Source organism: Tepidamorphus gemmatus (assembly GCF_004346195.1).
In the GTDB taxonomy this organism is placed as follows: Bacteria; Pseudomonadota; Alphaproteobacteria; order Rhizobiales; family Tepidamorphaceae; genus Tepidamorphus; species Tepidamorphus gemmatus.
Map to the genome: position 1 here is coordinate 1 of NZ_SMAK01000009.1, position 22,298 is coordinate 22,298.

Here is a 22,298-nt window from a genome sequence, read left to right on the forward strand (position 1 = left end):
CCGACACGGCGCGGGCGGCATAGGCCACACATCCCGACGCCGCCCGCGCCATGTCGGATCGCGAAAACCGCTTGCGCAACGTGACGGCATCTCACGGCACTGGCACCGGCGGCCATGGCCAGCGCCTCGGCATGGCGCCAGAGCGCGCGCCCGACGCCGCGGCCGATCGCGTGCGGTTCGACGAAGCAGGCACGCACCTCGGCCTCGCTGTCCGCGATGGCGAGCTCGAGCACGCCAGCCGCCATACCGTCAAGCTCGGCAACCCACACGGCACCGGCAGCGATCTGCTCGCTGCGAACGCGCAGATCATCGCGGCAGGCCTCGAGGAAGGCCGCATCATAGCCCCAGTGGGCTTTCGCCCGCATCACGAGAGCCGACAGCTCATCGGCCTCGTTCCGGCGTGCGAGGCGGATCAGCATCGCGCCACCTTGCCCGGCCCCCTGCCTTCGGCCGCGGAAGTGTCTCGAACGACGGACGAACGGACGTTGCCAAGCCCGGTGCGCCCGACCGGAAGTCCGGCGCCGGCGCCGGACCTCGCTGTTTCGGTCGCGCTCAGTTCTTGGCCTTGTCGACCAGCGCGTTGGCCTTGATCCACGGCATCATGCCACGCAGCTTTTCACCGACTGCCTCGATCGGATGGGCGTCATTCATGCGCCGTGTCGCCTTGAACTTCGGCTGCCCGGCCTTGCATTCGCGGATCCACTCGGACGTGAAGGCGCCGGTCTGGATGTCCTTCAGCACGCGGCGCATCTCCGCCCTGGTCTCCTCGGTGATGATGCGCGGCCCGGTGAGATATTCGCCGAACTCGGCGGTGTTGGAGATCGAGTAGTTCATGTTGGCGATGCCGCCCTCGTAAATGAGGTCGACGATCAGTTTTACCTCGTGCAGGCATTCGAAGTAGGCCATCTCCGGTGCATAGCCGGCCTCGACGAGGGTCTCGTAGCCGGCCCGGATCAGTTCGACCAGTCCGCCGCACAGCACCACCTGCTCGCCGAACAGGTCGGTTTCGCATTCCTCCTTGAAGGTGGTCTCGATGATGCCCGAGCGCCCGCCGCCGATCGCCGAGGCATAGGACAGGCAAAGGTCGTGCGCGTTGCCCGAAGCGTCTTGGGCGATCGCCATCAGGCAGGGAACGCCGCCGCCACGCTTGTATTCGGACCGGACTGTGTGGCCGGGCCCCTTCGGCGCGATCATGATCACGTCGATGGTCGGCTTCGGCTCGATCAGATTGAAATGGACGTTGAGGCCGTGCGCGAACGCGATTGCGGCGCCGTCGCGGATGTTCGGCTCGATGTGGTCGCGCCAGATGTCGGCCTGAAGTTCGTCGGGCGTGCACATCATCAGCAGGTCGGCCCACTTGGCGGCATCGGCGACGCTCTTCACCTGGAGTCCTTCAGCTTCGGCCTTCTTCGCCGACGGCGAGCCCGGCCGCAGCGCGATGCACAGATCCTTCACGCCGGAATCGCGAAGATTGAGCGCATGGGCATGACCCTGGCTGCCATAGCCGACGATCGCGACCTTCTTGCCCTTGATCAGGTTCAGGTCTGCATCTCGATCATAATAGACGCGCATTGAACTGCCTTTCCTTGGGAGTCTGCGGTGTTGTGCGATGCGACCGGGACCTGGTCGCCCGAGGGTCGGGCGGTTTTTACCGTCGTCATCTGTGCGTTGGAAGAGGAATTTCCGCCCAATCGCGGTAAACCGTCGCGAAGCCATGCATGCGGCGCAGCCCTCAGACCAGTCGCTGCCGCGAAGCGATACCCTGGCTGGCGCTCCACAGCCTATGCAGACGCGATGCACCGACAGCGGTCGAGGCACCGACGTCAGCGGAGAGGAGCCTTGCAGCCGTCAGGCAGCCCGGCTACGCGTACGGCGCTCAGGACGTTTCGCCGATACGGAGCAGCAATGTTGGCACCGCCCGGTGAGGACCGATCGTCGTCGCTGCGCGGCGGCAATGGGCGTTCGCGCACGCGGATCATGGGGATCCTCAACGTGACGCCGGATTCCTTCTCCGATGGTGGCCGCTTCAATCGCCTCGACGCGGCCGTCGCCCAGGCCCGGAAAATGGCCGCGGAAGGGGCCGACATCATCGATGTCGGCGGCGAATCGACCCGGCCGGGCTACCTCCCCATCGACGCAGACGAGGAGCTGGCGCGCGTGCTGCCGGTCCTGGAGGCCATCGTGCCGATCGTCGGCATCCCGGTCTCGATCGACACGCGCAAGTCCGCGGTCGCCCGGGCGGCCCTGCGCGCCGGAGCACGCATGGTCAACGATATCTGGGGCCTGCAGCGCGACCCGACTCTTGCAGAGCTGGCGGCAGAGGCCGACGTCGAAACGATCGCCATGCACAACCGCGATACCGTCGATCCGGCGATCGACATCATCGACGACATGCTGAGGTTCTTCGAGGTGACGATCGACATCGCCCGGCGGGCCGGCATCCGCGAGGACCGACTGATCCTCGATCCCGGCATCGGTTTCGGCAAGACCCTGGAACAGAACCTCCGGGCCGTTAAGCATATCGGCGCGATCCGCGCGCTCGGCTTTCCGGTCCTGCTCGGCGTGTCGCGCAAATCCTCGATCGGCAGGATAACCGGCCGGGAGGTTGGCGACCGGCTCGCCGGCACGATCGCCATGAATGCCTGGGCGCTGCGCGATGGTGTCGACATCATCCGCGTCCACGACGTTGCCGAACACGTCGATGCGCGTGCGATCAGCGAGGCGCTCCGCGATGCGTGACCGACGACGCGACGGCGGCGACCGCGTCTTCTTCCGCGGAATTGTCCTGTTCGCCCGCCACGGCGTGAAGGCCGAGGAGGAGCGGCTCGGCCAGCGATTCGAGATCGACCTCGATTGCCATCTCGATCTGGCGCCGGCGGGCAGCACTGACGACGTGACCCTGACAATCGACTACGGCGAGGTCTATACGCTCGTCCGCGACATCGTCGAGGGCGAGCGCTTCTATCTGATCGAGGCGCTCGCCGAGCGCATCGCCGGCGGCCTGCTCGCCCGCTTTGCCCGGATCGACGATGTCCGTGTCGAGATCCGCAAGCCGGCGGCCCCCGTGGCAGGCGTGTTCGACACGGTCGGCGTCGAGATCATCAGGCGCCGGCAATGATCGAGGTGGGGTTCAGTCTCGGCAGCAATGTCGGTGACAAGCTCGGCAATCTCGAACGCGCGCTGACGCTGCTGTTCGACGGACCGACCGTCAGCTTCGGCGCCTGCTCGTCATTCTATCGGACGGCACCGTGGGGCTATGCGGCGCAGGACTGGTTCGTCAACCTCTGCGCCGTCGGGCGGACCGACCTCGCCCCCGATGCCCTGCTCGCCCGCTGCAAGGCGGTGGAGGCAGCGGTCGGGCGGGAGAAGACATTCCGCTGGGGACCGCGGATCATCGACGTCGACATCCTCTATTACGGGACCGACGAGATCGAGGAGCCAGACCTCGCCATCCCGCACCGAGAACTGTTCAATCGCGGTTTCGTGCTCGTGCCCCTTGCCGAGATACGTCCGGACCTCATCCTGTCCGGGCGTGATGTTGGCGCGGAGGCAAGGCGCTTCGCCGGCGAGCCGATGCCGGTGGTCGCGCCGCCATGGACTCCTCAGTCTGCGCCGGACTGAACGATTGTGATCCGCTCCGCCGCCCGCGTGATTGCGGTGTAGAGCCAGCGCTCGCGGGTGTCCTTGAAGGCGAAGCTCTCGTCGAACAGCAGGATGTCATCCCATTGCGAGCCCTGCGCCTTGTGGACGGTCAGCGCATAACCGTAGTCGAACTCGTCGAAATTGCGCCGCTGGGCCCACGGCACCTCCTCGGCACTCTCAAACATGGCCTTCAGCACCCGGATCTTGGCGAGACTGCCATACGGTCCCTCGTCCTCGGCCTTGACCATCATCGACAGCGCCTGCGCCTTGCCCGTGCCGACCGACATGACCCGCCACAGGCTGCCGTTGAGCAACCCCTTCTCGGAGTTGTTGCGGAGGCACACGAGCTTGTCTCCCGCGGCCGGCAGCGCACCGTCGAAGCCCTTGAGCTCGCGGATGCGCTGGTTGTAGCGCCGGCGGGTGCGGTTGATGCCGAGCAGTACCTGGTCGGCGGAGAGCACCTGCGCTGCATCGATCTCGGACTTGCCGATCACGCGGCTGTCGCCGTAGCGCCCCGGCTCGAGACGGCCGCCCTCGCGGACGATCTGCGCGAGCGCCACGATCGGATTGTCGCGCGCCTGACGGTGCACCTCGGTCAGCAGGATATCCGGCTCATGCTCGGTGAAGAAGCCACCGCCGGAGATCGGGGGAAGCTGACCGGGGTCACCGAGCACCAGCACCGGCGTGCCGAACGACAGCAGATCGCGGCCGAGCGCCTCATCGACCATCGAGCATTCGTCGACGACGATCAGCTTCGCCTTGGCGACCGGGCTCATGCGGTTCAGCGAGAAGGTCGGCGAGACCACCGTCTTGCCGCTCTCCTCGTCCTCCAACGTCTCCTCGCCGCGCGGCCGGTAGATCAGAGAATGGATCGTCCGCGCCCCCTCGCAACCGCGATTGCGCATCACCTGCGCCGCCTTGCCGGTGAAAGCGGCGTAGAGCACCTCGCCGTCCACCTCTTCGGCGATCCGCCGGGCAAGCATGGTCTTGCCCGTCCCTGCATAGCCGAACAGCCGGAACACCTGCCTGTCGCCGGACCTGAGCCAGCGCGAGACGGCCCTCAGGGCATCGTCCTGACCAGGCGAGAGCTTCACCGGCGGCTCATCCGTTCACGCGCGCGGAGCCGCCGCGCCACAGCATCTGTTGCCCAACCGCGAAGGTGCTGGGCCCATGCATCCCCTCCACACGCGCCGCAATAGCACCGCGGCAATCGGAACAAGACAGGAACAAACCCCAGTGATGTCAAGCCATCGACCGGGGCGCCGGAATGTCCTTGACCGCGACGGTCCAGTCCGGACGCGTGTGCGCGGCCCAGTAGGCCTCGATCAGCTTCGAGGTGATCGGCCCTGGCCGGCCGTCGCCGACCTTGGCGCCATCCAGACTGGTGACCGGCATGATCCCGCCGGCCGTCGAGGTCGCGAACAGTTCGTCGGCAGCCCTGGTCTCGGCGAGGCTGACCGGCCGCGCCACGGCCTCGATGCCCGCCTCAGCAAGCAGGTCCAGCGCCGACAGACGGGTGATGCCGTGCAGCACACCGCTGTCGGGCGTGGCGACGCGACCGTCCTTGACCACGAACAGGTTGAAGCCCGGCCCCTCGGTGATGTTGCCGGCACCGTCGGGCAGGACGACCGTGCGGGCACCACGCTCATAGGCCTCGAACATGCCCCTTACCAGGTCGAGCCAGTGATAGTTCTTCACGGTCGGATCGACCGACAGCGGCGAGATGCGCTGGGTTTCGGCAATCGCGACCGACAGACCGGCATCGCGCTCCTCAGGTCTCAGGATCCAGCCGAACGGGATGACGAAGGCTATGAAGCGGTTGATCGCATCGCGCGGATCGCGGCTGAAGGTCGGCGAGACACCGCGCGTCATGATCATCTCGACATAGGCGTCCTCCAAGTCCGCCCGGCGCACGCATTCGGCAAGGATCGCCGCGACCTCGTCCCTGTCGTAGGGGCACGCCATCCTGAGCTTGTCGACGGAGGCGAAGAAGCGGTCGAGATGCCTGTCCAGCCGAAAGAACCGCCCCTTCCAGACATGCACCACGTCATAGGTTGCGTCCGAACGCAGGAAGCCCCAGTCGAGCACGGATATCTTGGCATCCTCGATGGCGCAGAACGCGCCGTCCAGGAAGGCACAGCCGGGCGGATACTGCATCACAGCGCCTCGGGCCCGCGCTGGATGGCGGCCACGCCGCTGCGCGAGACCTCGACGAGCCCGAGCGGCTTCATGATCGCAATGAACTGGTCGATCTTCGCGGATCGTCCGGTGATCTCGAAGACGAAATGCTCGGTGGTTGCGTCGACCACCTGCGCCCGGAAGGCATCGGCCAGCCGCAGCGCCTCGACCCTCAGCTCACCCTTTCCCGCCACCTTGATCAGCGCCAGTTCGCGCTCCAGCGGCTTGCCGCCGGCCGTCAGGTCTATGACCCGGTGCACCGGCACCAGCCGTTCGAGCTGATGGCGGATCTGCTCGATCACCATCGGCGTCCCCGTGGTGACGATGGTGATGCGCGAAAGATGCTTCTCGTGCTCGGTCTCCGACACAGTCAGCGAATCGATGTTGTAGCCGCGGCCCGAGAACAGACCGATGACCCGCGCGAGCACGCCTGGCTCGTTGTCGACCAGCACCGAGAGCGTATGCTGTTCGAGCGCTTCAACCTTCTGCAACATTCTTCCTTCCGCGCTATCGAGCTTCGGCGATCGCCGGCTCGTCCACCTCGTCGATATCGAGCACCCACGGCTCGACGATCCCTGCCGCCTTCCAGGCCCTGAAGGCGGGAAGATCCATCACCGCCGCCATGTATGCACCGGCTTCCTCGTCGACAGGAATGGAATATCCGTCGAAGCGGGCGACGACCGGCGCATACATCGCATCCGCCGCCGTGAAGTCGCCGAACAGGAACGGTCCGTCGTGGCCGAACCGCCGCCGGCAATCGCTCCAAAGCTGCTGGACCCGCGCGACGTCGCGCGTCACCTCGGCCCCTCGGTCGCGCCAGCCGAAGCGCTTCCGGAGATTCATCGGACAGGCGCTGCGCAGCGCGGAGAAACCGGCATGCATCTCGCTCGAAATCGCCCGCGCGTGCGCCCGCGCGGCCGGATCGGCCGGCCAGAGTCCGGCGTCGGGAAACCGTTCGGCAAGGTATTCCAGGATCGCGAGCGACTCCCACACGGTAACGTCGCCGTCGATCAGGATCGGCACCTTCGCGGCCGGCGAGCGCGCCAGCAGCCGGGTCCGGGTGTCGGGCTGATCGAGGGGAACGAGGTCCTCCTCGAACGCGATCCCGGCAACGCTCATCGCCAGCCACGGCCTCAGCGACCACGACGAGTAGTTCTTGTTGCCGATGACGAGCTTCATGGCGATCGACGTCCCGATGGCTTCAACCCGCCGATTCCTGCCCAGGCGTCATTCCGTTCGGCGCGCAACGCGGGGCCGGGATCGGACCGCGCAGACCGATCAGCGCGACCCTATCCGGGCTCGGCCGTCCGGTCGTCAGGAATGACATGCGATGGAGCGCCCACATTACACCAGCATCTTGCCTTCTTCATCGATCGCAGTCGCGATATCCTCGTCGTCCACCTCGGCGCCGAGCAGCATCTCGTTGTGGGCCTTGCCCGAGGGGATCATCGGAAAGCAGTTGGCGAGCGCGGCGACCCGGCAGTCGAAGATCACCGGGCGCTTGACGTCGATCATCTCGCGGATCGCATCGTCGAGCTCGTCCGGTTTCTCCGCTCTCAGGCCGACGGCTCCATAGGCCTCCGCCAGCTTCACGAAATCGGGCAGCGACTCGTTGTAGGAGTGCGAGATCCGGTTGCCGTGCAGCAATTGCTGCCACTGCCGGACCATGCCCATGTACTGGTTGTTGAGGATGAAGATCTTCACCGGCAGCTCGTACTGAACCGCCGTCGAAATTTCCTGCATCGTCATCAGCACCGAGGCATCGCCCGCGATGTCGATGACGAGCGCGTCGGGATGGGCGAGCTGGACGCCGATGGTGGCCGGCAGACCGTAACCCATCGTGCCGAGGCCACCGGACGTCATCCAGCGATTGGGATGCTCGAACTTGTAGAACTGCGCCGCCCACATCTGGTGCTGACCGACTTCGGTCGTGATATAGGTCTCCCGGTCCTTGGTCAGCTCGTAGAGACGCTCCACCGCATATTGCGGCATGATCACGTCGGTGCTGGGCCGGTAGCGCAGGCAGTTGCGCGCCCGCCAGGCGTCGATCTGCGTCCACCAGACCTTCAACGCTGCCTTGTCGACCTGCGCGGCATTCGACCGCCAGATCCGGATCATGTCCTCGAGCACATAGCCGACGTCGCCGACGATCGGGACGTCAACCTTGACGTTCTTGTTGATCGACGATGGGTCGATGTCGATGTGAATTTTCCTCGAGTTCGGCGCGAAAGCGTCGAGCCGGCCGGTGATCCGGTCATCGAAGCGCGCCCCGATGCAGATCATGACGTCGCAATCATGCATCGCCATGTTGGCTTCGTAGGTCCCGTGCATGCCGAGCATTCCGAGCCACTGCTTGTCGGAGGCCGGATAGGCGCCGAGGCCCATCAGCGTCGAGGTGATCGGAAAGCCGGTCATGCGCACCAGCTCGCGCAGGAGCTGGCTCGCCTCGGGCCCGGAATTGATGACGCCGCCGCCGGTGTAGAACACCGGCTTTCGCGCCCCCGCCATCAGGTCGACGGCAGCGCGGATTGCCTCGAGATCGCCCTTGACGCGCGGCTTGTAGGTCTTGTGCTCGATGTTCTTGGGCCCGACATAGGGGCCGACACTGAGCTGGATGTCCTTCGGGATGTCGACCAGCACCGGGCCGGGCCGGCCGTTCTGCGCGACGTAGAAGGCCTCATGCAGAATGCGGGCGAGGTCGCGGACGTCCTTCACCAGCCAATTGTGCTTGGTGCAGGGCCGGGTGATGCCGACCGTATCGCACTCCTGGAAGGCGTCGTTGCCGATCAGATGCGTGGCGACCTGACCGGAGATGCACACCAGCGGGATCGAATCCATCAGCGCGTCGGTGAGGCCGGTGACCGCGTTCGTCGCACCGGGACCGGAGGTGACGAGCACCACGCCGACCTTGCCGGTGGAGCGGGCGTAGCCCTCCGCCGCATGGGTCGCGCCCTGCTCGTGGCGCACCAGGATGTGCTCGATCTGGTCCTGCTGGAAGATCGCATCGTAGATCGGCAGTACCGCGCCGCCCGGATAGCCGAAGATGAACTCGACCCCCTGGTCCTTCAGCGCCTTGAGGACGATTTCCGCGCCGGTCAGTTCCTCGGTCATTACGGCAGCCCTTTCATCTCGTGCTCGTCGTTCGGCCAACAAAAAAGGCCCTCGAAGGGCCTGTCGTGCGCGCCAGCGTCCGCGACGGTCAGACCACCGTCACGCTCCTGGCGCGCCTGCGTACGATAAGGATGTTTCCGGACACGCCGGGACTCCATTCGGATCGTTTCGTGACGGGCACGTTAGTCGCGATGGCGGAGCCGGTCAAGCGGGATGGCGCGAGTTCCGGCGCGACGGTCCGCCGTCCTCGCGTCTCCTCCGCCATCACCACGCGCCTGGTCGCGAACTCCCTGAACGTCCCCTCCGTCACCTTGAAGTTGGTCGCAAGAAGCAGGTCGGCCTGGGCCGCCATCCATGCGGCGATCGAGATCGATTGGTAGCCGGGATTGTTGCGTGCCGGCGGGATGACGAGGGCCTCGTGACGTCTGCCAGGTATGCCCCGTTCCCGGCGGAAGGCCGGACCGCTTCGCTCTACCGCACGACAGGAGATTCCGTCACGGGGGAACGGCAGCGAGACGATCCGCCGCCCGGTCGGGATCGAGCCGCTCCCAGTCGGGCATCTGATGTCGGAACCAGGTGAACTGACGCTTGGCATACTGGCGCGTCTCGGCGCGCGTCCGCTCGGCGGCCTCCTGCAGCGGCAGTTCGCCCCTCAGATGCGCCATGAACGGCCGCAGCCCGTGCGCCCGGTAGCCGGGCAGCGACGGATCGAGGTCCATCGCCATCGCCGCGCGAACCTCGTCGAGCGCACCGGCCGCCAGCATGGCGCCGACACGCGCGTCGATGCGGGCGCGTACCGCCTCCCGATCCGGCCACAGCACCAGACGCAGCACCGACGGCGCTGGCGGCAGCAGCGGTAGCGCCGGCTCGCGCTGCCACTCCGACAACGGTCTTCCGGTCGCGACCGCCACCTCGAGCGCGCGGACGATGCGTTGCGGATCGGAGACATTGATGCGTCGCGCGGACTGAGGATCGAGCACCGCGAGCTCGGCATGGAGTGCGGCCGATCCTTCCAGTTCCAGCCGGCGGCGAACCTCCCCGCGCACGGCTTCCGGGATGTCGGGCATTGGCGGAAGTCCCCCGGTCAGCGCCTTGAAGTAGAGCCCGGTGCCGCCGACGATGATCGCAGGCCGCCCCGCGGCGGCAGCCTCGGCAAGGGCTGCCCGGACATCCGCCAGCCAGGCGCCGACAGAATACGCCCTCGTCAGCGGCACATGCCCGTACAACCGGTGCGGGACTGCCGCTTCGTCCTGCGGCGACGGCCGCGCGGTGAGAATGCGCAGAGTGTCGTAGACCTGCATGGAATCGGCGTTTATGACGGTGCCGCCGAGCCGGTCGGCGAGCATCAGCGCGAGCGCCGACTTGCCGCTCGCGGTTGGTCCGGCGATCAGGAATGCCCGCGGAGCCTCACCCTCGCCCGATGCCACCGATGTCCTCCACGCTTGTCCTGATGTCCGCCACCGATCACCCCGCGGTCGATGCGGCGCTGGCCGGACGTGTGCGCACTGCCGTCGGCGCCGACGAGATCCGCTGGCTGAGCCGAGGTGTCGCCTGCGACATGCGTCTACCGCTCAATAGCGCCGCGCCGGACGAAGCGGAAGCTGCCGCCCGAGAAGCCATCGCTGGCCGTCCGGTTGATATCGCCATCCTGCCGGAGGCGACACGCCGCAAGGCGCTGCTGATTGCCGACATGGACTCGACGATCATCGGTCAGGAATGCATCGACGAGCTGGCCGATCTCGTCGGATTGAAGTCGCATATCGCCGCGATAACCGAACGCGCCATGCGTGGCGAGATCGCCTTCGAACCGGCACTGCGCGAGCGGGTCGCGCTGCTCGGGGGGATCGACCTCGATCAGATCCGCCGGGTGCTCGAGGAGCGCATCACCCTCACCGCCGGCGCCCGCACGCTGGTCGCGACCATGCGATCGACCGGAGCCTACACCGCGCTCGTTTCTGGCGGGTTCACGCTGTTCACCGAGGCGATCGCCCGCCGCGTCGGCTTCGACGAGAACCGAGCCAACGAACTGTTGCTCGACGGCGATCGCCTGTCCGGCCTGGTACGCGAGCCGATCCTTGGCCGCGACGCCAAACGCGAGGCGCTGGCGGAGCTCGTTGCGAAGCTTGGCATCGACGCACAGGCGGCGATCGCCGTGGGTGACGGAGCCAACGATCTGGCGATGCTGGAGGCCGCGGGACTGGGAGTCGCGTTCCATGCCAAGCCAGCGGTAGCCAAGGCGGCCGACGTGCGCATCGACCACAGTGACCTCACCGCCCTGTTGTTCCTGCAGGGCTACAGCGACTCCGAGATCATCGCCGGCTGACCCTTCGCCCCCGCACCATGGCGCAGGGGCGAGACTGATCCCTGCGTCAGTCCTGGAACGGCACCACGACGAAGCGCAATTCGCCGGCCGGATTGGCAACCAGCAGCAACGCCGATTTCTTGCCCCTGGCCTTGAGGGCGTCCAGCTCGCGACGCACATCCGCGGCCGTCGTGACCTTCTCTTGCGCGACCTCGACGATAACGTCGCCGGCGCTGATCTGGCGAGCCGATGCGGGACCGTCCGGCGCCACATCGGTGACGACCGCACCCTCAACGGAGTCGCCGATCGCGTAGCGGCTTCGCAATTCGTCCGTCAGATCGGACAGATCGACCCCGAGCGCGCTGATCGTGACGGTACCATCCTCGCCGGCGAGCTCGTCGGACTCCCCCGCGTCGAGCGCGGCCATCTGCTCGCCTTCCTCCAGGCGGCCGACCGTCACCTTGAACGTCTCGCGCTCCCCCTTTCGCAACACCAGGACATCCACCGTCTTGCCGATTGCAGTGTCCGCGACGATACGCGGCAATTCCCGCATCTCGCCAACCCGGCGTCCGTCGAATTCGAGGATGACGTCGCCCGTCTCGATTCCGGCCGCCTCGGCCGGTCCGCCGCTGCTCACCCCGGCGACGAGCGCACCCTCGGCACGGTCCATCCCGAGGCTCTCGGCAATCTCGTCGGTAACCGACTGGATCCGAACGCCGAGCCAGCCGCGACGCGTCTCGCCGAACTCGACCAGCTGGCGGATGACATTCTGCGCGATGTTGGCGGGAACGGCAAAACCGATGCCGATCGAGCCACCGGTCGGCGAGATGATCGCGGTGTTGATGCCCACCACCTCGCCGTCCATGTTGAACAGCGGACCGCCGGAATTGCCGCGGTTGATCGAGGCGTCGGTCTGGATGAAGGAGTCGTAGGGACCGGCATTGATGTCGCGGTTGCGCGCCGACACGATGCCGGCAGTCACCGTGCCACCGAGGCCGAAGGGATTGCCGATCGCGAGCACCCAGTCGCCGACCCTCAGCGCCTCTGAATCGCCAAAGGACACCGCGGTCAGCGGCTTGTCGGGCTTCACCCGGAGAACCGCGATATCAGTCTTCTCGTCGCGTCCGACCACCTCGGCCGGCAGCTTGGTGCCATCGTTGAAGTTGACGATGATCTCGTCGGCCTCGGCGATGACGTGGTTGTTGGTCACCACCAGACCGTCGGGATCGATCACGAAGCCGGAGCCGAGCGAATTCACCCGGTGCGGACGCCGCGACTCCCCGTCGTCGCCCTCGCCACGGCGGTTGAAGAATTCCTCGAAGAACTCCTCGAAGGGCGATCCCGGCGGCACGCGCGGCGTGGGAATCCGTTGGGAGGTGGTGACGCGCTGCGAGGTCGAGATGTTGACGACCGCGTCGATGAGCCGTTCCGACAGATCGGCGAAGGACTCCGGGGCACCTCGCGCCTCGGCGGCAGCGAAGCTCCCCGCGCCCAGCGAGCCGAACATTGCCGCTGCCAGGCACAGCGCGGCAATCCGCCCGGTGCGGGCAATGCCTCCCCGGGCCGATGCAGTCACATGCCACATTGAAAAGCCTCCGATGGCGATGCCGGTCCATCGCCCGATGGGCGAGAGCAGTCCGGTATCGAGTCGACTACATCACAGATAGCGCCTGCGCGACCCGCGGTCACGCATTCGTGACGCGTTAACCGCGCACCAGCCAGACGATGAGAAGCCCGGTCGCGGCGGCGACCAGCCCCCCTGCCCGCAACGTTGCATCGGGCATCGTCAGGGCAGATTCCATCATCCGCTTGAGCCCACCGGGGAACGCGGCGTAGACGACCCCTTCGATCACCAGGACGAGCCCGATCGCAACAACAAGGTCGCTCATTGCGCCAAGGCGGTGCCGGTCGCCGACGGCGCCTGGGTGGTGCCGCCGGCCGACGCCTGCGGGATGACGGCGGGTCCACCGCTTTCCGCAGCGGTACCGCCAGCCGGAGGCCGGGCGGTCTGCACGGTGCCGGAACCGTTGCCGAAGTAACGGAAGAACTGCGAATCCGGCGTCAGCAGGAACCGCGTGCCGTCCTTGGACAGCGCGGCGTCGTAGGCGAGGAGCGACCGGTAGAACGAGAAGAATTCCGGGTCCAGGCTGTAGGCTTCGGCGAAGATCGCCGCGCGCTGCGCGTCGCCATCGCCGCGCACCTCCTCGGACTCCCGGTTGGCCTCCGCGACGATGACAATCGCGTCACGGTCGGCCCGGGAGCGAATGCGGCGCGCCTGTTCCTCGCCCTCGGCGCGGATCTGCGAGGCTTCCTGCTCGCGCTCGGTCTGCATACGCCGGAAGATCGCTTCGGAATTTGCCTGCGGCAGATCGGCGCGGCGGATGCGCACGTCCACGACGGAAATGCCGAAGCCCTGCGCCTCGCGATTCACCTGCTGGGTTATCTGCGACATCAGTTGTTGGCGCTGGTCACGGACGACCGCCAGGAAGGTGGCTTCACCGAGCACGCGCCGGACCGCCGAATTGAGGATCGTGGCGAGCCGCGAATCGGCCACCGCGATCGACCCCGCCGCCTGGTAGAAGCGCAGCGGATCGGTGATGCGGTAGCGGGCGAAGGCATCGACCACCAGGCGCTTCTGATCGGAGGCGATCACCTCCTGCACCGGCGAATCAAGCGCCAGGATCCGCTTGTCGACGAAGACCACCTGGTCGGCGATCGGCATCTTCCAGTGCAGGCCGGGCTCCGAGATCACCCGCTGCGGCTGGCCAAAGCGAAGCACCAGCGCCTGCTCGGTCTGGTAGACGACGAACAGCGACGAATAGATCGCGAACAGGCCGATGGCGAGCAGGACAAGCAGTCCGCCGACGATGGACTTCCTCACTGCGAACCTCCCGCGCTGCGCGGCGCGGCACGCCCGCCGAGCTCCTGGAGCGGCAGATACGGCACGATCCCCGAGCCGCCGGCGTTGCCGTCGATGATGATCTTGTCGGAATTGCCCAGTACCCGCTCCATCGTCTCAAGGAACATGCGCTCGCGCGTGACGTCCGGCGCCTTGCTGTACTCGGCGTACACCGCCGAGAAGCGGCTGGCCTGGCCCCGTGCCTCGTTGATCGTCCGCTCGCGGTAGGCCTCGGCCTGCTGGATGATCTGCGCGGCCTGACCGCGTGCCTCGGGTACCACCCGGTTGGCATAGGCCTGCGCCTCGTTGCGCAGCCGCTCCTGGTCGGCGCGGGCCGCCTGGACGTCGCGGAACGCATCGATGACCTGGGCGGGCGGATCGACCTTTTGGAGCTGAACCTGCGTCACCAGAATGCCGGCCTCGTAGCTGTCCAGCGTCGTCTGCATCAGCTCGAGCACGTCCTGCTCGGTGATCGCACGCGCCTGGGTCAGGACCGGCTGCAGCTGGCTGCGGCCGATCACCTCGCGTACCGCGCTCTCGGCGACGGCCTTCACGGTGGTCTCGGGATTCTGGATATTGAACAGGTAGTTTGCCGCGTTGTTGATGACCCAGAACACCGACACGTCGACGTCGATGATGTTCTCGTCGCCGGTCAGGATCAGGCTCTCCTCGGGCACGTCGCGGACCGTCTCGCCGCGGCCGTCCTCGATCACCCGCATGCCGATGTCCACCCGGTTGACGCGGGTCACCTTGGGGGTCAGCACCGTTTCGATCGGATAGGGGAGATGGTAATGCAGCCCCGGGTCGGTCTGGCGCACGAACTTGCCGAAGCGCAGCACCACGCCCTGCTCGTCGGCCTCGACGCGGTAAAGACCGCTGAACCCCCAAAGCACGACGAGGACCAGCAGCCCGAGAACCATCGCCTTGCCGCCCATGGAGCCGCCGGGCAGGACGGATTTCAGCTTGTCCTGGCTGCGCTTGAGGATCTCCTCGAGATCCGGCGTCTGTGGACCGCGCGGCCCGGGCCTGCCGCCGCCGGGCGGCACGCCCCAAGGACCGCCGCCACCACCGCCCCCCCAAGGGCCGCCTTGATTGCTCCAGGGCATGAATGCTCCTCGTTGTCTGGTGGGGCGGCCCCGCGATCCGCATGGCCGCCCGGCCGTGCCGCCCGGGTCGCCCGTCAGGCGGCGTTATAGGTCAGGCCTGACGGCCCTTCAACGAAAGTCGATTTGAACGACACGTGGGAAACGGGGCTGGCTTTGTCAACGCCAACCGGCGCCGGGGATCCGGATTTTCGCCCACGTCCGGCTGGCCAGCCATGCCATCGCGACCATCTGCAGCCTCGCGCCTCAGAAGACGACGACCGAACGGATCGATTCCCCGGCATGCATCAGGTCGAAGCCCCTGTTGATGTCGGCGAGCGGCAGGATGTGGGTGATCATCGGGTCGATCTCGATCTTGCCGTCCATGTACCAGTCGACGATGCGCGGCACGTCGGTACGGCCACGCGCCCCGCCGAAGGCCGTGCCCTTCCACACCCGCCCGGTCACGAGTTGGAACGGACGCGTCGCGATCTCCGCCCCCGCCGGGGCGACGCCGATGATGATCGACTGGCCCCAGCCGCGGTGGCAGGCCTCCAGCGCCTGTCGCATCACCGTGACGTTGCCGGTGCAGTCGAAGGTATAGTCTGCCCCGCCGATCTGGTCGGCGCCGCGCTTGGTCATGTTGACCAGATGCGTCACGATATCGCCGTCGATCTCGTTCGGGTTGACGAAGTGGGTCATGCCGAAGCGCTCGCCCCACGCCTTCTTGGCGTTGTTGATGTCCACGCCGATGATCATGTCGGCGCCGGCGAGCCTCAGCCCCTGGATGACGTTGAGGCCGATCCCGCCGAGCCCGAACACGACCGCCGTCGCGCCCGGCTCCACCCCCGCCGTATTCAGAACCGCACCAACTCCGGTGGTGACGCCGCAGCCGATGTAGCAGACCTTGCCGAACGGCGCGTCCTCGCGGATCTTCGCCACCGCGATCTCCGGCAGCACGGTGTAGTTCGAGAAGGTCGAGCACCCCATGTAATGGTGGATCGGCTTGCCCTGGTAGGAGAACCGCGTGGTGCCATCCGGCATCAGGCCCTTGCCCTGCGTGGCGCGGATCGCCGTGCACAGATTGGTCTTGCGCGACAGGCAGGACGGGCATTCGCGGCATTCGGGCGTGTACAGCGGGATGACGTGATCGCCCTTCTTCACGCTCTTCACCCCCGGGCCGACATCAACGACGACTCCCGCGCCCTCATGCCCCAGGATCGCCGGAAACAGTCCCTCCGGGTCGGCGCCGGACAGGGTGAATTCGTCGGTGTGGCAGATGCCGGTCGCCTTGATCTCGACCAGCACCTCGCCATCCTTCGGACCCTCGAGGTCGACCTCGACGATCTCGAGTGGCTTGCCGGCCTCGAAGGCAACCGCGGCGCGTGACTTCATGCGAATGCTCCTTGGGGCATCGGATCCGATCTGCGCCGCACTTTGCCTGCGAAGTCGCGGTCAGGGCAAGATCGCCAGGGCAAGATCGGCAGGGCAAGATTGGGCGGGGATCAGGTCGCGATGCGCTCGTAGACGACGAATGTCATCGCCGCCGTATCGGTGGCACCGCGCATTGGCCCCTGACGCGACACTGCCCGCCAGATCGCCGGATCAATTTCGGGAAATCGCGTGTCGCCGTCCGGCTGTCCGGCCACTTCGGTGATGTAGAGACGCCGCGCACGGCCGATCGCCTCGGCATAGAGCTGGCCGCCGCCGATCACGAAGATCTCGTCGACCCCGCGCCTCCTGGCGAAATTCGCTGCCAGCCTCTCCGCCTCGTCCAGCGAACGGGCGGCATGGACCTGCGCCACATCGAAGGTCTCGCTGCGCGTCACCACGATGTTGTCGCGGCCCGGCAAAGGCCGGCCAATCGATTCGAAGGTCTTGCGTCCCATGATGACCGGCCTTCCCATGGTGACGGCCTTGAAGTGCTTCAGGTCCGACGGCAGCCGCCAGGGCAGTTCGTTGTTGCGGCCGATCACGCCGTTCCCGGCGACGGCCGCGATCAGGCTGAGACGGGGCGCGGTCATGCGGAGCCCTCCGCGAGTCTCTCGAGCGCCTCGCCGGAGAGCCGGAACACGGTCCATTGGTCCATCGGCTGGGCACCCAGCGACGTGTATACCCCGATGGCCGCTTCGTTCCAGTCGAGCACCCACCATTCGAGCCGTCCCAGCCCCTCGGCGACGCAGCGCCGGGCGAAGTTCGCCAGCAGCGCAGCGCCGATCGCCGCCTCGTCCGCCTCCACCTCGTGCGCGAGCCTCTCATAGTCGGCAAGCGCGCGGATGAATCCGAGCACCAGCCCCTCTTCGCCGGGTCGGGCGGGGCGGATGGTGATCGTCATCGTCCACGCCGGCCGCTCATACCGCCACCTCGGCCTTGATATGCGGATGCGGGTCGTAGCCCTCCAGCGCGAAATCCTCGTAGACGAACCCGAAGATGTCGGTGACGGCCGGGTTGATCAGCATCCTCGGCAGCGGGCGCGGTTCGCGGGTGAGCTGCAGGCGGGCCTGCTCGAGGTGGTTGGAATAGAGGTGCGCGTCGCCCAGCGTATGGATGAATTCGCCCGGCTTGAGCCCCGTCACCTGCGCGACCATCATCGTCAGCAGCGCGTAGGAGGCGATGTTGAACGGCACGCCGAGGAAGATGTCGGCCGAGCGCTGATAGAGCTGACAGGACAGCCGCCCCTCGGCGACCCAGAACTGGAAAAGGCAGTGACAGGGCGGCAGCGCCATCCGGTCGATATCTGCCGGGTTCCAGGCGGTTACGATCAGCCGGCGTGAATCCGGATTCGACCGGATCTGGCCGACCACCTCGGCAATCTGGTCGATCGTGCTGCCGTCACGCGCCGGCCAGGAGCGCCACTGATGGCCGTAGACGGGGCCGAGTTCACCGGTCTCGTCGGCCCATTCGTCCCAGATGCTGACCCCGTTCGCCTTCAGATAGGCGATGTTGGTGTCGCCCTTCAGGAACCACAGGAGCTCGTGGACGATCGACTTCAGATGCAGCTTCTTGGTGGTCAGCAACGGAAAGCCGTCGGCGAGGTCATAGCGGCTCTGATGGCCGAACACGCTCAGCGTTCCGGTACCTGTGCGGTCGGATTTGCGGATTCCGGTCTCCAGAACGAGGCGCAGGAGGTCGTGATACTGCCGCATGGCGAATCCCTTCATCGACGGTCGGCGAGTTTACAGGCCCGGCAAGCCGGGCGGCAAATTTGCGACAGCGGCGGTCCTCCTCTACACTCACCGGGCTCGGAGGACGCTTTGCCGCCGCCCGCGTTGCAGTCATGCGATCCGGGCAGACAAGAGGACAGCCCAGCAGACGGGAGGACCGCCGATGCGCATTCCAACGCCCCTCCTCGCCACCTTCGCATGCCTTGGCCTTCTGGCCGGCACTGCGCATGCCGACATACTGGCCGAGGAGGCGATCCGCATTGCCCGGGAGAATGGCGTCGTAACGGTCACGGACGTCGACCGCGACATGAGCAAGTGGGAGGTCGAGGGGCGCGCCGCCGACGGCCGCGAGATCGAGGTCGACATCGACGCAACCTCCGGAGCGGTGCTGAAGGTCGAGCGCGACTGAGCGGGGTGGACGTGAAACCCGCCTCATCCTGACTCTGAACATGAGCCGGTTGAATCGGCGTGCGAGGATTCGGCCGCAAGCCAGGCGCGATCCTGCCACGGCGCCTGAACGGGCTGATTCGGGATGCCAACACCCAGGCGCAAGCGATTCACCGGACTCGGATTTCCCGCGCCGTTCAGATCCCGTTGAAGTCGCCGCCGCGGCCGCTGCCGCCGGCAAACCGTGCGGCTCCCTTGAGGCCTTCCGCCTCGAGCGCTGGCAGGCCACCACGGTATTCCGCCGCAAGCGCCGCATCCATCGGAAGAGTCCATTGGCCGTAGGCCGACCGGCGGTCGGCCCGCAGACACAACTGCGGAAACCGCGCAATCTCGTGCGCGAGGTCTTCTGCCGCCTGCCGTGCCATGCCAGACCCGACGACCCGCTCGCACAGGCCGATGCGCAGCGCTTCCTCCGCCGCCACCTTGCGGCCGGTGAGGATCAGGTCGAGGGCACGGCCCATTCCGATCAGACGAGGCAGCCTGACCGTTCCTCCGTCGATCAGCGGCACGCCCCAGCGCCGGCAGTAGACGCCGAAATAGGCGTCCTCTTCCATCACCCTGAGGTCGCACCACAGGGCCAGCTCCATCCCGCCTGCCACTGCGGGCCCGGCGATGGCGGCGATCACCGGCTTCGACAGGTCGAGCCGCGTCGGGCCCATCGGCCCGCGGGCACCGGCCTCCGGATCCAGCTCCGCAATCTCCAGGGCTCCCGATGCTGCGTGCTTGAGATCATAGCCTGCACAGAAGGTTCCCCCCGCGCCCCAGAAGACCGCGACCGCGGCGCCCTCATCCGCCTCGAAGGCCTCGAAGGCGGCAAGAAGTGCCCCAGCCGTCTCGGGATCGACCGCGTTGCGGGCGGCCGGCCGGTCGAGGATCACCGTCCAGACCGGTCCCTGTCGCTCGGTGCGCACACTGCCTGACATGGTTGCATCCTTTCCGTTCCGGCCGGACTTGCGGTTTCGATGATTGCCGCGCCCGACGAGGCTTTTCAGCCGAGTGTTTCGTTCCTATATTCCGCGTTGTCGGCGCAAGCTGACTATGGCGATACACGGTCGTTGGAATAAGCCCATCGGACCCGGGGGCGGTACCCGGCGCCTCCACCAGAACCGATCCGGACGGGTCGGCTGTGGCGGGGGCGAAACAGGATCGACGAGGGTGTAAAGAACGCGCCGTCGCCCGGCATGGTACCGCCGTTATCGGGCCGTACAATAGTTGCGAACGACAACTATGCTCCGGTTGCTCAGGCCGCGTAACGCGGTCTGAAAAGCCGATCCAAGCCCTGACGGGTTAGCTCCGTCAGGCGGGGTTCGGAGGCACCTGGCAACAGAAGCCTCCACTTCGCCTTCGTTCCCGGCCGCCTGGCCTGTCACGGTCACAGGCGTCAGTCGCAATTGCCAGCTTCCGGATGCCGCAGGATCTGATTCGCTACGACCTACTGACCCAGGAGGCGCTGCGCGGCGTGGTCCGATCGGTGCTGGCCGATGTCGCCAGGGCCGGTTTGCCCGGCGACCATCACTTCTTCATTGCCTTCGCCACCCAGGCGCCGGGCGTACGCATTTCCAAGCGTCTGCGGGAGACCTATCCCGACGAGATGACGATCGTCCTGCAGTATCAGTTCTGGGATCTGGAAGTGACCGACGGCGCGTTCGCGGTGAGCCTGTCGTTCAACGGCATACCCGAGCGTCTGCACATCCCCTTCGCTGCGATCAAGGGCTTCTTCGATCCGAGCGTCCAGTTCGGGCTGCAGTTCGATCCCGGAACCCCGGTCGAGGCCAACGACGACGCTCGCCCCGAGTCTCGGGACCCCGCGACACCGGCCAAGGGAACGGACATGCCGGCCGATGCGCAGCGCTCGCGGACAGCACCGAAATCCAAGCCGAAACCGGACACCGCCGCCCCCGCCGACAGCCCGGCCGCGCCGTCGCGCGAGACGGCTCCCGGCGCAGACGTCGTATCGCTTGACGCATTTCGCAAGAAGACCTGACAGTCCCTGCCGCACCCGCGCGCCAGTCGGTTTGCGTGGCCTGACGTGCATGCTATGAGGCCCGCCAGAACAGGCTCAACCGGCAGGACTCCGGCATGTCAAACACCCGTATCGAAACCGATACCTTCGGCCCGATAGAGGTCGATGCCACCCGCTACTGGGGTGCTCAGGCGCAGCGCTCGCTCGACAACTTCAGGATCGGCTGGGAAAAGCAGCCACTGCCGATCGTGCGTGCCCTTGGCATCGTCAAGCGCGCGGCGGCCGAGGTCAACATGAAGCTCGGCAAGCTCGATCCGAAGATCGGCGAGGCGATCGTCGCCGCCGCCCAGGAGGTGATCGACGGCAAGCTTGACGACCATTTCCCGCTGGTGGTCTGGCAGACCGGCTCCGGCACCCAGTCGAACATGAACGCCAACGAGGTGATCGCCAACCGCGCCATCGAGATCCTTGGCGGCAAGCTCGGCTCCAAGACGCCGGTCCATCCGAACGACCACGTCAACATGAGCCAGTCGTCGAACGACACCTATCCGACGGCCATGCACGTGGCCTCAGCCGAGGAGATCGTCAACCGGCTGCTGCCGGCGCTGCGGCATCTGCATGCCGCGCTCGACGCCAAGGCCAAGGCATGGGCGGACATCGTCAAGATCGGCCGCACGCATACCCAGGATGCGACCCCGCTCACCCTCGGTCAGGAATTCAGCGGCTACGCACAGCAGGTCGCGAACGGCATCGCCCGCATCGAGCTGACACTGCCGGGCCTGATGGAACTCGCCCAGGGCGGCACGGCCGTCGGCACCGGCCTCAACGCTCCTGTCGGATTCGACGTGGCGGTTGCCGAGCGGATCGCGGAGATCACCGGCCTTCCCTTCACCACGGCACCAAACAAGTTCGAGGCCCTCGCCGCCCACGACGCCATGGTGTTCGCGCATGGCGCCATCAACACCCTCGCCGCGGCGCTCTTCAAGATCGCCAACGACATCCGCCTGATGGGATCCGGACCCCGCTCCGGTCTCGGCGAACTGGCGCTGCCGGAGAACGAGCCGGGATCCTCGATCATGCCGGGCAAGGTCAACCCGACCCAGTGCGAGGCGATGACCCAGGTGTGCGTTCAGGTGTTCGGCAACCACGCCGCCATCACCTTTGCCGACAGCCAGGGCCATTTCGAGCTGAATGTGTTCAATCCCGTCATGGCCTACAACATGCTCCAGTCGATCCGGCTGATCGCCGACGCGTCGATCTCCTTCACCGACAACTGCATCGTCGGCATCGAGCCGCGCCTCGACAATATCAAGGCAGGGGTCGAGCGCTCGCTGATGCTTGTCACAGCGCTCGCCCCGAAGATCGGTTACGATGCGGCCGCCAAGATCGCCAAGGCCGCCCACGTCAAGGGCACCACCCTGCGCGAAGAGGCCGTAGGCGGCGGCTATGTCACCGAGGCCGAATTCGACGAGATCGTGCGGCCGGAGAAGATGACACGGCCGGGGTGAGG

The 22,298-nt window shown here is 66.6% G+C and carries 25 protein-coding genes and 1 other RNA gene; 9 read left to right on the forward strand and 17 right to left on the reverse strand.

All coding sequences use genetic code 11. The features are described from left to right. Both EDC22_RS13760 and ilvC read right to left on the reverse strand, forming a co-directional pair. A partial coding sequence (locus tag EDC22_RS13760; protein WP_132807256.1) for a GNAT family N-acetyltransferase occupies positions 1–419 on the reverse strand: 419 nt, incomplete at its 3' end. Positions 420–552: 133 nt separating this feature from the next. Further along, complete coding sequence (gene ilvC, locus EDC22_RS13765; protein WP_132807257.1) at positions 553–1,572, reverse strand: ketol-acid reductoisomerase; 1,020 nt, start codon at positions 1,570–1,572, stop codon at positions 553–555. 333 nt (positions 1,573–1,905) lie between these two features. On the opposite strand from ilvC, the gene folP reads away from it, so the two are divergent. Genes folP through folK form a run of 3 tightly spaced genes read left to right on the forward strand, consistent with a single transcriptional unit; the run spans position 1,906 to position 3,621 of the window. Further along, entirely contained in the window at positions 1,906–2,739 is an 834-nt protein-coding gene (gene folP / locus EDC22_RS13770; protein WP_132807258.1) for a dihydropteroate synthase, read from the forward strand. After that, entirely contained in the window at positions 2,732–3,118 is a 387-nt protein-coding gene (gene folB / locus EDC22_RS13775; RefSeq protein ID WP_132807259.1) for a dihydroneopterin aldolase, read from the forward strand. Before folP ends, folB begins: the two co-directional genes overlap by 8 nt. Then, complete coding sequence (gene folK / locus EDC22_RS13780) at positions 3,115–3,621, forward strand: 2-amino-4-hydroxy-6-hydroxymethyldihydropteridine diphosphokinase (protein ID WP_132807260.1); 507 nt, start codon at positions 3,115–3,117, stop codon at positions 3,619–3,621. Before folB ends, folK begins: the two co-directional genes overlap by 4 nt. Here the strand turns inward: folK and EDC22_RS13785 are convergent. From EDC22_RS13785 to EDC22_RS13805, 5 genes are all read right to left on the reverse strand, one after another. Beyond that, positions 3,603–4,736, reverse strand: coding sequence for an ATP-dependent DNA helicase (locus EDC22_RS13785; RefSeq protein WP_132807261.1), 1,134 nt, complete (start codon positions 4,734–4,736; stop codon positions 3,603–3,605). The two genes, folK and EDC22_RS13785, sit on opposite strands and share 19 nt — an antisense overlap. A gap of 148 nt (positions 4,737–4,884) precedes the next feature. Then, positions 4,885–5,799, reverse strand: a complete 915-nt coding sequence (locus EDC22_RS13790; protein WP_132807262.1) for an aminotransferase class IV — start codon at positions 5,797–5,799, stop codon at positions 4,885–4,887. Beyond that, on the reverse strand, positions 5,799–6,314 hold the full coding sequence (gene ilvN, locus EDC22_RS13795; RefSeq protein ID WP_132807263.1) for an acetolactate synthase small subunit: 516 nt from the start codon (positions 6,312–6,314) through the stop codon (positions 5,799–5,801). Before ilvN ends, EDC22_RS13790 begins: the two co-directional genes overlap by 1 nt. Positions 6,315–6,327: 13 nt before the next feature. Next, positions 6,328–6,999, reverse strand: coding sequence for a glutathione S-transferase family protein (locus EDC22_RS13800; protein WP_132807264.1), 672 nt, complete (start codon positions 6,997–6,999; stop codon positions 6,328–6,330). Between the two features lie 165 nt (positions 7,000–7,164). Continuing rightward, positions 7,165–8,931, reverse strand: a complete 1,767-nt coding sequence (locus tag EDC22_RS13805; protein WP_132807265.1) for an acetolactate synthase 3 large subunit — start codon at positions 8,929–8,931, stop codon at positions 7,165–7,167. A gap of 65 nt (positions 8,932–8,996) precedes the next feature. Between EDC22_RS13805 and EDC22_RS13810 the strand changes: the two genes are divergently transcribed. Continuing rightward, complete coding sequence (locus EDC22_RS13810) at positions 8,997–9,311, forward strand: hypothetical protein (protein WP_132807266.1); 315 nt, start codon at positions 8,997–8,999, stop codon at positions 9,309–9,311. A 114-nt stretch (positions 9,312–9,425) separates the two neighbouring features. On the opposite strand, the gene miaA is transcribed toward EDC22_RS13810, so the two are convergent. Further along, positions 9,426–10,358 carry a tRNA (adenosine(37)-N6)-dimethylallyltransferase MiaA gene (gene miaA / locus EDC22_RS13815; RefSeq protein ID WP_132807267.1) on the reverse strand — a complete coding sequence of 311 codons (933 nt, stop codon included), beginning with the start codon at positions 10,356–10,358 and terminating at the stop codon, positions 9,426–9,428. Positions 10,359–10,360: 2 nt separating this feature from the next. Between miaA and serB the strand changes: the two genes are divergently transcribed. Next, positions 10,361–11,254: a phosphoserine phosphatase SerB gene (gene serB, locus EDC22_RS13820; RefSeq protein WP_132807268.1), complete on the forward strand. Its 894-nt coding sequence runs from the start codon at positions 10,361–10,363 to the stop codon at positions 11,252–11,254. A gap of 46 nt (positions 11,255–11,300) precedes the next feature. Here the strand turns inward: serB and EDC22_RS13825 are convergent, their stop codons facing one another. From EDC22_RS13825 to EDC22_RS13860, 8 genes are all read right to left on the reverse strand, one after another. Then, positions 11,301–12,818 carry a DegQ family serine endoprotease gene (locus tag EDC22_RS13825; protein WP_207903787.1) on the reverse strand — a complete coding sequence of 506 codons (1,518 nt, stop codon included), beginning with the start codon at positions 12,816–12,818 and terminating at the stop codon, positions 11,301–11,303. 118 nt (positions 12,819–12,936) lie between these two features. Beyond that, positions 12,937–13,122, reverse strand: a complete 186-nt coding sequence (locus EDC22_RS13830; protein WP_132807269.1) for a DUF2065 domain-containing protein — start codon at positions 13,120–13,122, stop codon at positions 12,937–12,939. Beyond that, complete coding sequence (gene hflC, locus EDC22_RS13835) at positions 13,119–14,114, reverse strand: protease modulator HflC (RefSeq protein ID WP_132807270.1); 996 nt, start codon at positions 14,112–14,114, stop codon at positions 13,119–13,121. The genes EDC22_RS13830 and hflC overlap by 4 nt, the downstream gene beginning before the upstream one ends. Continuing rightward, positions 14,111–15,238, reverse strand: coding sequence for an FtsH protease activity modulator HflK (hflK, locus tag EDC22_RS13840; protein ID WP_132807271.1), 1,128 nt, complete (start codon positions 15,236–15,238; stop codon positions 14,111–14,113). Before hflK ends, hflC begins: the two co-directional genes overlap by 4 nt. A gap of 243 nt (positions 15,239–15,481) precedes the next feature. Further along, positions 15,482–16,609 (reverse strand): S-(hydroxymethyl)glutathione dehydrogenase/class III alcohol dehydrogenase, encoded by a 1,128-nt coding sequence (locus tag EDC22_RS13845; protein ID WP_132807272.1) that lies wholly within the window; start codon positions 16,607–16,609, stop codon positions 15,482–15,484. A gap of 110 nt (positions 16,610–16,719) precedes the next feature. After that, entirely contained in the window at positions 16,720–17,238 is a 519-nt protein-coding gene (locus EDC22_RS13850) for a dihydrofolate reductase (RefSeq protein ID WP_132807273.1), read from the reverse strand. After that, positions 17,235–17,549 carry a GNAT family N-acetyltransferase gene (locus EDC22_RS13855; protein WP_132807274.1) on the reverse strand — a complete coding sequence of 105 codons (315 nt, stop codon included), beginning with the start codon at positions 17,547–17,549 and terminating at the stop codon, positions 17,235–17,237. Before EDC22_RS13855 ends, EDC22_RS13850 begins: the two co-directional genes overlap by 4 nt. A 16-nt stretch (positions 17,550–17,565) precedes the next feature. Continuing rightward, positions 17,566–18,360 carry a thymidylate synthase gene (locus EDC22_RS13860; RefSeq protein ID WP_132807275.1) on the reverse strand — a complete coding sequence of 265 codons (795 nt, stop codon included), beginning with the start codon at positions 18,358–18,360 and terminating at the stop codon, positions 17,566–17,568. A 181-nt stretch (positions 18,361–18,541) separates the two neighbouring features. Between EDC22_RS13860 and EDC22_RS17945 the strand changes: the two genes are divergently transcribed. Continuing rightward, positions 18,542–18,787 carry a PepSY domain-containing protein gene (locus EDC22_RS17945; RefSeq protein WP_165926906.1) on the forward strand — a complete coding sequence of 82 codons (246 nt, stop codon included), beginning with the start codon at positions 18,542–18,544 and terminating at the stop codon, positions 18,785–18,787. A 175-nt stretch (positions 18,788–18,962) separates the two neighbouring features. Here EDC22_RS17945 and EDC22_RS13870 read toward each other — a convergent pair whose 3' ends face one another. Beyond that, a complete protein-coding gene (locus EDC22_RS13870) occupies positions 18,963–19,748 on the reverse strand; it encodes a crotonase/enoyl-CoA hydratase family protein (protein ID WP_132807277.1) in 786 nt (261 codons plus the stop codon). Positions 19,749–19,806: 58 nt separating this feature from the next. Between EDC22_RS13870 and ssrA the strand changes: the two genes are divergently transcribed. From ssrA to fumC, 3 genes are all read left to right on the forward strand, one after another. Then, positions 19,807–20,163: a transfer-messenger RNA gene (gene ssrA, locus EDC22_RS13875) on the forward strand. 67 nt (positions 20,164–20,230) lie between these two features. Continuing rightward, entirely contained in the window at positions 20,231–20,809 is a 579-nt protein-coding gene (locus tag EDC22_RS13880; RefSeq protein ID WP_132807278.1) for an SspB family protein, read from the forward strand. 95 nt (positions 20,810–20,904) lie between these two features. Beyond that, positions 20,905–22,296 (forward strand): class II fumarate hydratase, encoded by a 1,392-nt coding sequence (fumC, locus tag EDC22_RS13885; protein ID WP_132807279.1) that lies wholly within the window; start codon positions 20,905–20,907, stop codon positions 22,294–22,296. Positions 22,297–22,298 lie beyond the last annotated feature (2 nt).

Bases quoted from the DNA above. Each gene is read 5' to 3' on its own strand.
- EDC22_RS13825 (WP_207903787.1), bottom strand. From the start codon at position 12,818: ATGTGGCATGTGACTGCATCGGCCCGGGGAGGCATTGCCCGCACCGGG.
- serB (WP_132807268.1), top strand. From the start codon at position 10,361: ATGTCCTCCACGCTTGTCCTGATGTCCGCCACCGATCACCCCGCGGTC.
- EDC22_RS13845 (WP_132807272.1), bottom strand. From the start codon at position 16,609: ATGAAGTCACGCGCCGCGGTTGCCTTCGAGGCCGGCAAGCCACTCGAG.
- EDC22_RS13880 (WP_132807278.1), top strand. From the start codon at position 20,231: ATGCCGCAGGATCTGATTCGCTACGACCTACTGACCCAGGAGGCGCTG.
- folK (WP_132807260.1), top strand. From the start codon at position 3,115: ATGATCGAGGTGGGGTTCAGTCTCGGCAGCAATGTCGGTGACAAGCTC.
- EDC22_RS17945 (WP_165926906.1), top strand. From the start codon at position 18,542: ATGCGCATTCCAACGCCCCTCCTCGCCACCTTCGCATGCCTTGGCCTT.
- EDC22_RS13805 (WP_132807265.1), bottom strand. From the start codon at position 8,931: ATGACCGAGGAACTGACCGGCGCGGAAATCGTCCTCAAGGCGCTGAAG.
- EDC22_RS13860 (WP_132807275.1), bottom strand. From the start codon at position 18,360: ATGCGGCAGTATCACGACCTCCTGCGCCTCGTTCTGGAGACCGGAATC.
- EDC22_RS13800 (WP_132807264.1), bottom strand. From the start codon at position 6,999: ATGAAGCTCGTCATCGGCAACAAGAACTACTCGTCGTGGTCGCTGAGG.
- ilvN (WP_132807263.1), bottom strand. From the start codon at position 6,314: ATGTTGCAGAAGGTTGAAGCGCTCGAACAGCATACGCTCTCGGTGCTG.
- ilvC (WP_132807257.1), bottom strand. From the start codon at position 1,572: ATGCGCGTCTATTATGATCGAGATGCAGACCTGAACCTGATCAAGGGC.
- EDC22_RS13850 (WP_132807273.1), bottom strand. From the start codon at position 17,238: ATGACCGCGCCCCGTCTCAGCCTGATCGCGGCCGTCGCCGGGAACGGC.
- hflK (WP_132807271.1), bottom strand. From the start codon at position 15,238: ATGCCCTGGAGCAATCAAGGCGGCCCTTGGGGGGGCGGTGGTGGCGGC.
- folP (WP_132807258.1), top strand. From the start codon at position 1,906: ATGTTGGCACCGCCCGGTGAGGACCGATCGTCGTCGCTGCGCGGCGGC.
- fumC (WP_132807279.1), top strand. From the start codon at position 20,905: ATGTCAAACACCCGTATCGAAACCGATACCTTCGGCCCGATAGAGGTC.
- EDC22_RS13870 (WP_132807277.1), bottom strand. From the start codon at position 19,748: ATGTCAGGCAGTGTGCGCACCGAGCGACAGGGACCGGTCTGGACGGTG.
- EDC22_RS13790 (WP_132807262.1), bottom strand. From the start codon at position 5,799: ATGCAGTATCCGCCCGGCTGTGCCTTCCTGGACGGCGCGTTCTGCGCC.
- EDC22_RS13830 (WP_132807269.1), bottom strand. From the start codon at position 13,122: ATGAGCGACCTTGTTGTTGCGATCGGGCTCGTCCTGGTGATCGAAGGG.
- EDC22_RS13855 (WP_132807274.1), bottom strand. From the start codon at position 17,549: ATGACGATCACCATCCGCCCCGCCCGACCCGGCGAAGAGGGGCTGGTG.
- folB (WP_132807259.1), top strand. From the start codon at position 2,732: ATGCGTGACCGACGACGCGACGGCGGCGACCGCGTCTTCTTCCGCGGA.